The sequence below is a fragment of the Paucilactobacillus suebicus DSM 5007 = KCTC 3549 genome (genome assembly GCF_001434475.1).
Classification (GTDB): Bacteria; Bacillota; Bacilli; order Lactobacillales; family Lactobacillaceae; genus Paucilactobacillus; species Paucilactobacillus suebicus.
Window position 1 is genome coordinate 1 of sequence record NZ_AZGF01000008.1, and the last position, 15,366, is coordinate 15,366.

At 40.2% G+C, this 15,366-nt stretch carries 2 protein-coding genes and 1 pseudogene; all 3 read right to left on the reverse strand.

All coding sequences use genetic code 11. From position 1 onward, the window contains the following. Positions 1–775 (reverse strand): mucin-binding protein (locus FD16_RS13330; protein WP_056938530.1); only part of this gene is annotated, 775 nt, incomplete at its 3' end. Positions 776–978: 203 nt separating this feature from the next. Next, positions 979–5,121, reverse strand: a pseudogene (locus FD16_RS13335) (KxYKxGKxW signal peptide domain-containing protein); the annotation flags it as partial. A 580-nt stretch (positions 5,122–5,701) separates the two neighbouring features. Beyond that, positions 5,702–15,211 carry a mucin-binding protein gene (locus tag FD16_RS04710; protein ID WP_010621302.1) on the reverse strand — a complete coding sequence of 3,170 codons (9,510 nt, stop codon included), beginning with the start codon at positions 15,209–15,211 and terminating at the stop codon, positions 5,702–5,704. Positions 15,212–15,366 lie beyond the last annotated feature (155 nt).

The window sequence follows — 15,366 nt, forward strand, 5'->3', positions numbered from 1 at the left end:
CTGGTACTTCACCAGTGTAGTTCGAATCATCTACCACGTAGTTGATTGTCCGCGTGGTTGTAGCGGTGCTGTTCGTAATCAAATGCTTAACATGGATCTTTATAACTTGATTACTATCAGCAGTGAACGTGTAACTGCCACTTGCTGCTTGACCATCGGCCAAAACATACCCGGTGGGTTTGTTATTGGTAGTCCATGTAGTTGTTTCATCAGTATTACCTGAAATTGTGGTAGGTGTACCAACGATCGCTTCGTTATTATCATCATCGATATATTCAACTGTAGCGGTTTGGCTGCCAGCCGTATAAGTTACTGTCTCACTTTGATCAACTGGTATACCGTTATTAGCTGTCGCATTCGTGAATGTAACTGTACCTTTGTCTGCTGAATATCCCGCAATGACTGGACTAGTTACTGAAGTTGTTGCGTTATCTGGCGTCCAAACTTCCATCTTTGTTACTTCATCCGTATCACTCGTCCAGTTAACTGGTGTTGTGCTGGTGGCCGGTGTTGATGCACCTGCTCCCGTGTACGTGATGACATTATTTGTTGTTGCCGCATTATCTACTACTGTGTGATGGTGCACTAAGTGCACGGTTACAGCTGGTGCACCTGTTGCACTAAACGTGACTGTTCCAGTAGTTGCCTGGCCAGCGGCGAAGTCATAACCTGTTGGGGCTGTGGCCGTCCATGGCGTGGTTCCGTCTGTCACACCGCTAAGTGTCACAACATCTCCAACAACAGCTTCATCTGCGTCATCATCCACATATGTCAATGTCGTAGTTTGATCTCCAGCTGTGTATGTGACTGTCTCGCTTTGATCAGCTGGTATATCGTTATTAGCTGTCGCATTGGTGAATGTAACTGTACCTTTGTCTGCTGAATATCCGGCAATGACTGGACTAGTTACCGAAGTTGTTGCGTTATCTGGTGTCCAAACTTCCGTCTTTGTTACTTCATCCGTATCACTCGTCCAGNTGTATTTGTTACTTCATCCGTATCACTCGTCCAGTTAACTGGTGTTGTGCTGGTGGCCGGTGTTGATGCACCTGCTCCCGTGTACGTGATGACATTATTTGTTGTTGCCGCATTATCTGTGTAAGTAACAGTCTGACTTTGATCTATAGCGGGTGTAGCATTTGTAAAACTAACGGATGTCGCTGATGCGGTATATCCAGCAACCGTTGGACTAGCAACGCTTGTAGTATCTGTATCCGGTGTAGTAGTTGCTTCATCTGTTACGTCATCTGTCACTGTAGTCCAAGTTACAGTAGTTGTTGAATTAGGAACCGACTTGTCAGCTGGTAACCCAGTATACGTAACGGTATTTGTCGTTGTGCTAGTAGTCGTTGTAGTTGCATGCTTTAAATGAACAACAATATTATCAGTATCATCCGCCGTCATTGTGTAATTAATCGTAGCGCTCTGGGTTGGTGCTAACACGTAGTTAGTTGGTGCTGTTGCACTGTAGCTGCCTGTTTCACCAACGGTTCCTGAAATGGTCTCAGGTGTTCCAACAGTAACGCCACCATTATCATCATCAACGTATGTGACAGTTAAAGCTGCTTGTTGCACAAGCTCATACTGAACAATATCACCATCATAGTAGTATTCTGCAATTCCACCAAATTCAGCCGCACCATCACCATTAACATCTTGGATGGTTGGAGTAACCGTTCCGTCAGCATTTGTAACTAATTGATAACCAGACGGGATCAATGCCTGATCAGTTACTGAAAAGCCACTAAGTGATGTCGGATAATCATTAGTAAATGTGTCAACACCGTCGTTTAGAGTTTGTGTTAAATCATCTAAATAAACATACTTGTCTGCTCCATCTTGTGTGTAGTGAAGACGGGTTCTGATTGTTGAAATACCAATAATTGATATTTGGCCTGCCTGGCCAGCTCCCCTTATGCTAACACTACTACCGGCAGCAAAAAATCCTGTCTGTAGGTAACCAGTTTTACCATATTGTGTTGTAAAGTCCGCCACGGTTCCATTAATGGCAATCCGTCCAGTCGTTGTATTAGCCTGAACATCACTAAATTCAATGATAATTGATCTTATCGTCGACCAATCTGTCACTTCATCTGCCGTTACATAACCGGTTGTATCAGGTGCTGTTTCTCCAGAAGCCATTGTCTGACGTTCAGTTGAATACAATACAGTTGCATTAATTGGATCCCCAGTACCACTCACCGTTGTGTAATTACTTGGAATTGTAATTGGACCAGTCATGTTAAACGTGTACTGTGATCCTTGATCGTCACCGTCTGTTGGTAAGTTAATTACAACAGTTGAGCTAGTACCAGTAACGGCTGAAGTAGTGTTAGTAACTGAAGTATAGAAAGTCATATCACTACTACCAGAAACGTTGGACGTCGCATCAACTACTGGATCTGCATCCTGATTACCTTGGCCAAATGAATACTCATCAAACGTTCCGGCAGCATCAATGGTCCAATTATTGCCATTATTATATCCATCTGTAATGACATATGCGTTGGCATTTCCATTGGTATAGGAAGTATCAGTAACTTTAGTAGAATTTTCTAATTTTGTAACTGGTGAATAGACATACATAAGGTACCCATACGACCCAGGTAATGCATCAGCATTATTAGATAAGAAAACCTGATTTGCATATGTGTTCATTGTTGATACATATTCATTAGTGCCCGTGTAATCTATTTCAACTACTGTTCTACCGTCATCAGCTGTAAACTCAGTGACAGTCGCGTCGCCAGTATTTGCTGTACCTGCAAATGATGTCGCCGAAGGCAAAACATAGTAAAAGATTGGCTCATAAATTGAGCTTGTAGTATGTGTAAAGCCACCAGTGTTCATCAAATATATTGATCCAGAATTCGTTATACCTGGAACCACCGAGTTTTGAGTTGCTAACTTATACACAGCCGCAGCCGGTTGAACCACAGTTTCACTATATGAAGCTTGTCCAGATACGTCAGCCGAACTACTTGAAATGGCAATTGAAGTCGTTAAAACATCACCAATTTGCACAGCATTACCATTATCATAGGTATCTGCCAGAGTTCCGTACAATGCAAAACATTCTTTTGCAGTAACCATATCACCAAACAATGAAGTGGCAGTTGATGCACCGGCGGCTAGAATATTAGGAACTAAATCAATTTTTCTAATTTGCGATCCATAGGTTGAGGAAATCGTCCCACCAGCGTCAACATTCCCTTTTTCAGTTGTACCATCCGCAAATGTCAATGTGTAAGTGTATGAAGTTGTACCAGTCATATAGTAAGTGGTATTTGCACCTTCAGCCGGTACAAGTAAGCTGACATTACTAAATCCGCTTGGAACCGTAATTACAATATGAGCATCTGTAACAGCGGCTGCGGCCTGAGATGAAAAGCCATACATTGCCAAATATGTTGGTGTATCAGCCGCGTCCGGATTCAACACTAACTGATTAGTAGAAGTTGTACTGTTACCACCAGTGATAGCATTAATTGACTCTTGTCCAGTACTTGAGCTAGTACCCGCAGCACTAATAACTGCTGACCAATTGGCTGGACTTGTTGCAGTTATTGTTGTTCCGGAACTATCAACTTGTTGAGTTAAAGAAACAGGTGCGCTAGCAGTTAAAGTTTGATTGGCGCTAGTTTGAGTAACACTGTAAGAACCTGCAATCTTATAAGGTGCTGCACTAGCATACCCCTGTGTACCAGATCCTTCAGGAACAGTGATAATAATGTCAGCTCCTGTACCCGTTTGAGTAATCGTTGTAGCATCTGTAAATCCATTTAATGATGCAGTTAAAGCACTATCTAACGTGAACCCCGCTGGGACTGGAATTGTAATCGTTGTGCCATAGTTGACGGAAGAATTAACTGTAGCCGATGGTGAAGTGTTATCAGAAACACCGTTTGATTCACCAATATTAAGAGTATACACATAATTCGTATTGGGCATTAATTCTGTAATACTTGAGCTCGGATAGAGCTGAGTAACGTTACTCATATTGATCGTCGGAGTAATAATCTGAGTAAAATTAGTTGCTACATCAGTACCACCGTTTACAGAATAGCTAATGGTGTGGGTAGTAGTACCAACATCACTGATTGGGCTTGCCTGTCCGCCATAACTACTGTTAATTGAAAAATCAACATTCTGTGTAATGACAGATGAAGGTTGCCCAGTAAATGTATCGACAATGGTATAGCTACCATCTGCGTTTTTTGTTGTCACAACAGTAGCATATCCACCCGTAATTTGTTCAACACTGCCAAAGCTAAAAGCGGATCCACCAGCTGGTACATTAATTGTTACTACATCACCAGCTTGAGCATTTGCGATTCTTAGTTGGTACTCCAGTTCAGTTACGCCTGTATCATATCCAATGGTCGTGTGGTCAATAGTGGCGTTTACATTAATTGTTGATTCATCCGCAGCAACTAGATTAACTCGTTGTTCTTCTTGAGTAACTGAATAAACGGCTGCTGCTGTTTCCTTTGCAGAACTGATTTGTGCTGAAGTCGGGTTAACCAGTGTCACTTCATTTGAACTACTTGTAACGCTTGCACTGTCGTTAGTAGAGGTTGCCGTTGAGTCACTCGTTGCAGCACTAGCCAGCCCACTGTTTGAGTTACTATTAACCGCAGTTGCACTGCTCTTTGAGCTTGCTGATAGAGTAACTGCGTTAGCTGCTGAGCTTACAGCAGAGTTCGTCGATGCACTTGTTGCAGCACTTGCAGAAGTAGCCGTTGAACCGGTTTCATTTGTTGCGCCACTAATGGCAGTGCTTGTTGAGGCACTGCTTGCTTGACTATTTTCAGTTGAAGATTGGACACTCAATGCCGTTGACGATGAAGCAGTTGAGGTTGTTGCACTTAATGTTGCCGTACTTGCACTTTGACTTTGAACTGCTGCACTACCAGCATCATCATTCATTGTACTGGCATCATTTGCGTCAGCATTAGTTGTATCAGCATGTGTTGTCACGCTGGTACCAAAGAACAATCCTGCACCCATCGCTAAACCGGCGATACTAGCATATATCCAGTTTTTGCCAGCCTTGTATGATTTGTAATGTTCGGTTAAATTAGACTCAATATCTTTACTACGGTTATTTTTTCCTACCATCTTTTATCCCCCCAAAACCAACTTATTAGTGAACCTTAACTGAATTATTCAAATAATTTTTCATCAAATCTTACAATAATCCCGTCACACTGGTGTCATTTTCTACAGCAGCTTCATCCGCTTAACTAGATCAGCATCCAACGTGGTTGTATATTTCCTCTTTTCCACTTAAAACACTCCTCCTATCCATTATTATCCAGAGATATACGAATACACGTCTATTTATATAATATGATAATCATTATTTGTATAGACGCTCAATTCATACTACAAGACCGTTAAGAGTAATAAGTCCAATAACCCAAGCGTAATTACTATTAGATTCATTTAAAATAACGGCCAGAAAATATTTATTATTCGCCACCATTTTAATAGATTTGCATACGTCAAGTAAATAACTACGTAATAATTATTTTATTTTTTTCGATTAATTTGAAAAGATAAATGTGTGAAATCTTAAACAGCGTTGACAGATTAACGTTTATATAAAAAACAATCTAAAGTTATTACAATGTTAATTAACAATATCGGTTAACAATAGTAATAATTATAGATTGTTGATTGTTGTATTACTCAATAACTAGTCTTCGTTACGTTTTTTTCGCTTGAGACCAACTAGTCCAAACATCCCCGTAGCAAATCCTAAAATTGATAATCCAATTGTTTGATTTTTTGCTTCACCAGTTTGCGGTAACTGCGTCTCACCATTATTTTCATTTTGAGAATCCATATTTAGCCGTGATGCTGTTTGAGAATCGCCATTTACATCGCTTGAAACTGAATTTTCAGTGATTTTTGCTGTGCGTGCAGTGTTTAATGAAACGTTAGTAGCACCTGAGGTCCCACCATTATCGTTTGTTTTCGTGATTGATCTATCATTTCCACTTGTTTCATCATTAATTGGTGATACTAGCACGCTGATTGTTTTCATTCCAGGTTCAAATAAAGTTGGCAAATTCTTACTATTCAAAACATATCCTGGCAAATTAGCTACCATAAACTGTGAATCTGTTCTACCAGTGACTGTCACTGTTTTAACAATCGCATCCGTCCTTGAATTTACATATGAAATCGTGACGGTTTGCAGATCAGCTGTATAGGTAACCGTATCTGAGGTATCACCCAGCTCATCTGTTGGTTTGTCGCCTTCATTCACATCCGCAATACTACTTTCGTTGGCAGTATAGCCCGGAATTTGAGGAGTATCGACTTTACCATACGAGTTTTTAGCAACCGCACTGCTGACACCTGTCACTTCGTCAGTAGTGGTGATCCAGTTAATCGTCTGTGTCACAGGTGCTGGCGTCTTACTTTGATCACCATCAGCAATTACATATCTAATAGTTCTGGTGGTTTGGTAGGTACCGGTCTTAATAATATGACTAAGGTGAACTGTAAGGTCGTTAGTGGTATCCGGTTCAATTGCGTAATTAACAGCACTGGTTTGATCCTTGGCTAATTGATAACCGGTATTTAGGCCACTAAGATTTGTCTTATATGCACCAGTTTCATCAGTTACTACTTCCACTGGCACTGTCTTAACAATCTTACCTGTCACATCATCAACATATGAAACATTCAACGTTGTGGTGTCTGGAATATAATTAACGGTCATGACAATGTTTTTCGCTTCTGCGGCAGTTGTTGGTGCTGGATATGCGTTAACCACCTGTTGATCTGCTGTATATCCAAGCACAATCGGAGAATCAACGGCCGCATAGCTTGTAGCATTTGCGGTTGCGTAACTTGAACCATCGACATCATCCGTGACCACTTTCCAGGTGATCGTATCCACGTTATCCGTTGGTGCCTTAGATTGGTCACTGGCAGGATTGCCATCCTTTTCCAAAATAACATAATCGATCGTTCTTGTCCCAGTAATAGTACTGTCCGTTATATGATGACTCAAGTTGATATCAACGTTAGTGATATCTGGTGACATCTTATATTGGATCGTATTATCCTGTCCGCCAGCAAGGCGATAGCCACTATTAAGGTTGCTTAAATCAACATTGTATGTTCCTTTGTCATTAATGATACCGTGAATTTCAAATGTTTTAACCGTCTTACCTGTCACATCATCAATGTACAAAATTGTTAACGTTTCTGGAATAGCTTTATAACTGACCGTTGCGGTTTTGTCCTCGGGTACATCTGTTTGAACTTCTTGGTTAAAGTTCACTTCAGATTGCTCAGGTTCATAACCGGCCACAGTTGGTGAAGAAATTGTTGTCACAGTATCTACAGGAGTATATGTGGTAACACCAGTTACTTGATCTGTATCTGTAGTCCAATTGACTGTTGCTTTTTGATCGTTCAAAGTACTATCTTTCGGCAATCCAGTATAACTGACTGAATCTGTCGAATTCGCAGTACCCGTGACATGGATGTGGTCAACATGTACTTGAACAGTTTGATTAGCGTCAGCGGTAAACAGATACGTACCATTTGCATCTTGGCCCTTAGCCAATTGATAACCATTCGGTAAATTATCAGTGTTCCAGTCAGCTTTTCCATTTGTATAACCAGAAATTGTCGTGATTGGCATTAGAATCGTGTCATTGCTGTCGTCATCAATATACTCGATTGAAGCAATTTGTGGATTTGCCGTGTAGCTAACTGTTACCGCCTGATCGCTTGGCATTAATAATACTTCACTAAAAGTAACTGTCGATTGATCTGGCGTGTATCCAGGAATGACAGGCGAAACAACGGTTGTGTTCAAAACCATTGGCGCATAAGTAACTGTCCCAGTTGCTACATCAGTATCTATTGACCAGGCAATATTCATTGAATAATCTGGCTGGCTAGTTGGCAGTCCTTCATAATGAATTGTATTTTTAGTCACCAAACTAGTTTGTTTGTGCACATGACTTACATGTACTTGAATCACTTGATCATCATTGGCGGTAAATGTGTAACTTCCAGACGAAGCTTGACCGGTCGTTAGCTGATATCCATAGGGTAAATGATCAGTACTCCAATCTACTGTACTGTCCGTTACACCGGTAATTGTTGCGGTTGTTCCTAATACTTGTGGATAACCGTTGCTATCTACATTGTCATCATCAACATATTCAACTGTTGCTTGCTGAGCGTTTGGTGAATATGTGACAGTAATTGTTTGATTGGCGGGTGGAACAATCGTTGGATCGTTTGGGTCAGTCTTAACTGTAGCTTCTGGGAATGTAACTAACTGTTGATCAGGTGTATATCCGTCCACAATTGGTACGGTGTAAACTACTGAAGGAGATAGACATAAATATGTGACTTCTCCTGTGACCTGATCTGTAACTTCATTCCAATCTACAGTAGATGTTTGATCTGGTTTTACGTTATCAGCAGGCAATCCAGCATAATTAATCGTATTTGTTGTTTGATATTTATATACCGAGTAATTGTGAATTACATGAACCTGAATCGTTTGATTAGAATCGGCAGTGAAAGTATATTCATAATTATTAAAATTCTGCCCACTCACAATAATATAAGTGTCAGGTAGATTTTCAGTATTCCAAGATTCAGTACTTCCAGTTGTACTAGTAATTTGTTGAATCTCACCTAATACCGCACCGTCTTCACTATCATCAATGTACTCAATCGTTACGATTTGAGTATCTGCAACATATGAAACGTTTACTATTCTATCAGTCGGCGCTGTTGAATCTGAATACTCGTGTGAGAAAGTTACACTAGAAATGCTTGGAGAATAACCAGCAACCTCTGGTGAAACAATTGTGCTTGTGTTTGTTAACGGAGTGTAAGATGTGATACCAGTTACTTCATTAGTATTTGCCTGCCAGTCTACCGTGATTGTAATTGCTTGAGGCATATCAGCAGACAGTCCCGTATAAACAACCTCGTCAACAGACGTAAAATTACCAGTTTTATGAATTTCGGTTAGATGGACCTCAACTGTTTGAATTGCATCTGCCGTAAATGTATAAGCACCACTAGTAGCTTGATTAGGATTTAACTGATATCCAAATGGTACATCAATTGCATTCCAGTTAACGGTACTATCTGTGCCACCGGTAATGGTCTGAATTAATGACACAACTCTTCCATTATTATCATCATCGACATATACCACTGATGCTATTTGCACATTTGCGCTGTAATTAACAGTCTTTGTTTGATCTGTGGGAGTTGTTACTTGGGCATCAGTTGGATCTACAGTAACCACTTGTTGATTGAATACGGTGGCGTCTGTATCTGAATTTGAATCGGCAGTATAACCATCAACCACCGGTATAGTAATTTCAGTTTCTTTATTTTTTGGAGTATAAATAATTATGCCCGTTGCTTCATCAGTATCAGTATCCCAGTTAACCTCCTCATGTTGTGCAGTCTGTGACCGATCTGCTGGTAGTCCTGTATAATTAACTGTATCAGTGGTTATAGAATTACCGTATGCATGCACATGCTTAACATGTACTTCAACAACTTGGTTAGCTGCACCAGTGAATGTATAACTACCGCTACTAGCTTGACCCGTTGCCAAACTATAAACAGGCAATAAATTATCTGTATTCCATGCCGCACTGGAATCAGTATGTCCGGAAATAGTTGCGTATATTCCCAAAACATTTCCATCATTATCATCATCGACATACTCAACAGTTGCAGTTTGGGGATCAGCTTCATAGGTTACAGATACATTTTGATTCTCCGGTTCTTTTGTAGTAGTTTCTTGGCTAAATGTGACTGTAGGAGTATCAGCTGTATATCCGGCAATGACTGGTGAAACAATAGAATTTGTTTGGATGGAAGGTTGGTAAGTTATAGTACCAGTTGCTTGGTCAGTGCTAGTTGTCCAATCTACACTAGTAACACTGTTAGGTTGAGCATCGCTAGTTGGTAATCCTAAATAAGTAATCGTATTAGTTGTCGTTATCGACCCACTGGTAACAATATGAGTAACATGCACTTGGACCGCTTGATTGGCATCAGCTGTAAACATGTATGTTCCGCCATCAAGTTGGCCTGCAGCTAACTGATATCCATCAGGTAAATTAACCGTATCCCAATTAACAGTATCTCCGGTTTTACCATTAATAGTCACAGAATTACCAACAATAGCTTCATTATTATCATTATCTACATATTCAACCGTTACCGTTTGGGCGTTCGCAGTGTAGTTTACAACTGAAGATAAATCACCAGGAAGTGTGGTGGTTGCCACAGGAGTAAATGATACTGTTTCATGATTAGGCGTATAGCCAGCGATTACTGGTGAATTGATAACTCTCGTTGCACTATCAGTTGGTGTATATGTGACATTACTGGTTGCCTCATCGGTATCCGTAGTCCAATCTATATCAACTTTAACCGGTGATGCCGCAACATCAGCTGGTAATCCTGTATAGCTAACTGTGTCCGTTGAAGTAACAGTTCCTGATTTGTGTTGATGGACAACATGAATCTGAATTACCTGATTTGAATCTGCGGTGAAGACATACGTTCCGTTTGCTGCTTGGCCTGCTGCTAACGCGTAAGTACCAGGCAAATTTAATGTATCCCAAGCTGTAATGCCATCAGTGGTACCATTAAGTATCTTGTTCGTACTCAATATCATTCCATTGTCATTATCATCAAGATATTCAACCGCTACTGTTTGTGGGTTGGCTGTATATGTTACTGTTTTTGATTGACCACTCGGTTTACTAGTACTTGCTGCCTGCGTAAATGTAATACTCGATTCACTTGGCGTATAACCTGCAACATTCGTAGCAGTTATTGTGCTATTAATTGCAGTGGGGGTATATGTTGTTGTGTTATTCGCCTCGTCTGTATCAGTTGTCCAATTAACTGATACTGTACTATCAGCAATTGCTTTAGCATCGGGAAGTCCAGTGTAATTAACAGTATTAATGGTTGTGAGAGCCCCAGACGTATGGATATGTGTAACATGAACTGAGATAGTCTGATCAGAATTAGCGGTAAAAGTATAGGTCCCAATTGCTGGCTGACCGCTGGCTAACTGGTATCCACTAGGTAAATTATTAGTGGTCCAGTCTTCGCTGCCGTCAGTAACGCCTGCGATTTGATTTGATGCTACTATATTTTCGTTGTTATCATCGTCAACATAATTAATCACTGCAGTTTGTGAACTAGCCAAATATATCACAGTCTGAATTTGATCGGTTGGTTGGTCGGTTTGTTCCGTGTGTGAAAATGTAACCACTGGATCACTTGTTGTATATCCAGCAACAATTGGTGTGCTTACGCTCTCGCTTGAAACACTAGGGGTATATGTCTTTTCCTTTGTTACGTTATCTGTATCAGTTGTCCAAATCAACGTATACACGTTATCGGGTTGCACATTTTTTGTGGGTAAGCCGGTATATGAAACCGTATCAGTTGTTGTCTCACTGTCAATGGTATGTGTGTGCTTCAAATGAATTACTAAATTTTCTGCGTCATCATTTTCACTTGGAAGCACATAGTTAACAGTATCACCATCGTTAACCGTCATTTCTGATTCACCGTTATAAACGCTAACTAGTTCGTAATTATCCGGAACTGCAATTTGATAATTGCCTGTGTAGCCAGGTGCCCCACTATAATTTACTGTATCACCAACTTGCCGTTCATCATCATCGTCGTCGACGTACGAAATTGAAATACTGCTTTTACCAACTAGTTCATATTGAATGTAATCGCCATCCAGACTTGGTGTAACAGTTTCACCAAATTGATCGGTAACGATTTTTCCATCCGTGTCAATAAGTGTTGGACTTAGAGTATCGTTTTGAAAATCATATCCATCTGGTATTAAAGCCAAATCCGTACTTGATAAACCTTCTTTACTTGTTGGATAAAATGATTCAAGTAGCGAATCGACACCATCATTAAGAGTTTGGCTTAAATCATCAAGATAAATATATTTATCCACACCGTTAATTTGATAGTGGAATCTTGCCTTAATCGTTGAAGTCCCAATTATACTAATTTGTGCAGCTGGAACTGTAGAACTTTTGTTTGAAACACTAAGTGTACCATCACCAATTGAAAAACCTGTCTCTAAATAGCCAGTCTTACCCGCATCATTTGCGAAATCATCAGCAGTACCATTAATTGCAATTCTACCGGTTGATGCATTGTTTTCCATGTTGGTAAAAACAATCATTATTGATCTAATACTGGACCAATCGGTTACTTGATCAGCTGTAACATATCCGTCTGTGCTTGGTGCTGCTTCACCTGAGGTCATTGTCTTCAGTGATGTCGAATAATAGACCGTCGCACTAATCTCGTCACCGGTACCACCACTACTGGTAGTGTAATTATCTGGTATTGTCACTGGCCCGGTTAGATCAAAATTATATTGTGATCCCTGATCATCACCAACAGTTGGTAAATTAATTACCATCGTTGCGGTACCAGTTTTATCAGAAGAAGTATTATTGATTGATGTGTAAAAAGTTTGTACATTGTTCCCAGATATATTTGATGTACCGGATGCCACAGCCTCAGCATCCTGATTTCCTTGCGCAAATGAATACATGGAGTACGTGCCTGCCGCGTCAACAGGTAAGTTGGTTGCGTATCCTGGCCTAATATCTGACATCAACACGGCGTCTGCATGTCCTTCAGTGTAAGAAGTATTATCAACTAATGTGCTATTAATTAGTTCAGTAACAGGAGAATACACATACATCTCGTAATCGTAGCTTCCAGGTAATGCATCAGCATTGATTGCCAATGCAATTTCGTTAATGCCGCTATTTTCGACATTAACATACTCGTTGGTACCTGTATAATCAATCTTGGCAACTGACCTGCCATCATCTGCTGTAAACACAGACGTAGCGGCATCACCACACTTCATAAATGATGAGACGGTCATTGATGTTGGAATCACATAGTAAAAAATTGGTTCATAAATATAAGCAGTTGTATGTGAATTTACACCCGTACTGCTCATCATCAAGTAAGCCGCATTGTCTGTTCCAGGAGTGCTACTCATAGATAACGAATATGAATATACGTTGGAAATTGCCTGTGAAACAGTATATGTGACAGATTGAGTTGCTGTAACAAGATCACTTGAACTTATGGTCATGTTCATTGTTAACTGATCACCAACTGCCACAGATTTACCACTGTCATAAGATGAGGAAAGTGATCCCAGTAAAGTGAAATAATCACCATTTCCTGTTGTCGCACCCGCAGCCAGGTAATTTGGTACTAAGTCGATTGTCCTAACAACTTTGCCCGGATAGAATGTAATTATTCCACCGGAATTGATATTTCCACTGTAAGGTGTACTCCCATCTGCATAACTTAGCGTGTATGAATATGAAGTCGTTCCTGGTAAATAATACATGGTATTCGCGGTAGGATCAGATGAAGCTCCTGCTGTTGGTACCTGCAATTGCGTTGCCGTCATGCCATCTGGCACGCTAATGACAATATGTGTATCAGTCGATGTGGTATTAGAATTAGTAGAAAAGCCAAGCCTTGCCAAATATGCAGGTACATCATTAGCATTGTCGTCCAACACCAAACTATTGTTGGAACCTGGGACACTACTAATTGTGACTGTTGCTGTTGCGGCTTTATCACTATCGTTAGTACCTTGTATAGTCACTGTCCACGGTAAAATTCCTTGCGTTTTAAGAGTGTTACCAGCACTATCAACAATTTGTGAGAAAGACCTCTCGCCGTCTGCTGTAAGAGTTTGATCTGTAGCTGTTTGTGTCACATCAAATGATCCAACCAGGTAGTATGGCATAGTATTATAATTTTGCTCTCCTAAACCCTTACCTGCAAAAATAATTATGTCACTACCTTTTCCACCTGGTTGGGTAACAGTCGTCCCATCAGTTAACGCGCTTAAACTTAAAGTTTCTGGTTCATTTAGTACAAAACCTTCTGGTACTGGGATTGTAATAGTCGTGCCACCATAGTTAGCTGCAGAATTGATTTTGTCCGATGTATAACTTCCATCAAAAACCCCATCAGCTTCATTAACACTAAAAGAGTATACATAATCTGTATCGGGCAATATTGTAGTTGTCGAACTATTTGGATAAGCCGCTGTAATATTGCCTAACTGAGTAATATTTGGTGTGACAATTTGTGTAAAAGTAACTAGATTTTGTTGGGCATTATTGACTGAATAACTAATCGTTTGCGTAGTAGTTCCAACATCCGTCATTGGTTTAGGTTGTGCTTTATAGTTATTATTAACCTGAAATTTAATGGCTTGAGTATATGAACTAGATGCACCACTTGAAAAGGTATCAGTGATTGTCATAGTTCCATCTGAGTTCGTAACAAAAGTTGTTTTTCCACCAGTAGTTATTTGTTCAACATTAGATTGCCCAACAGTATACACAGAAGTGCTTGTTGGGACTGTGATGCTAATAGTGTCACCAGCCTGTGGATTTGAAATAGTAAAAACTAACTGGAAGTAACCAGCAATTCCTTTTCCGTAACCAACCGAATCAATCTGATTTCCATACTGATCCTCAATCTTCGGAGTAACGTCAATTGGTGAAGTTGTATCTGCTGCCACAGCATTAACTTCTTGTGCCTGTCCCGTTGCCACATATGCCTGTGCAGCACTTGATTTTGCAGTATTCAACTCATCAGATGTTGGATTAACCAATGTCTGCGAACCGGCACTGAAGCTTGCAGCTTGAGAACTTGATATTACCTGAGTTTCACTAGTTGAACTTGAATTAGAAACTGTGCCAGTTGATGACGCTGATTGTGCACTTAATCCACTATCCGACACCGGCTGATCTGAATTAGCTGTTGTTGCCACACTATTAGGTGCGCTCTCTATAGATGCACTACTATTTTCACTAGCAGATGAGCTACCTGCCGGTAAAGTAACACTGCTTGCACTTTGACTGGTGACCGTTGAGCTAGCAGCATTATCATTCAAGACTGGGCTTTGGTCAGTAGCAGTTGTGCTATCCGCATGAGCAACTGTGCTGCCCCCAATAATTAGTCCAGCTGCCACAGCGATGCTACCAATTCCCGCATACGCCCAATTCTTACCGACTTTATACGATTTATAATGTTTCTTTAAATTAGAATTAATTTCCCGAATATTATTGTTTTTACTGACCAATATTAAACGCCTCCCAAAACCGGATCTCCTCATTAAGTTAATATTTGATAACTTAAATACTTATAACTCATTGTAAGGCTATTATCTTATCCAGTAAATACGTATATAGTTATTAATCAATAAATTTGTTCAGGCACTATACAAAAACAGACTGA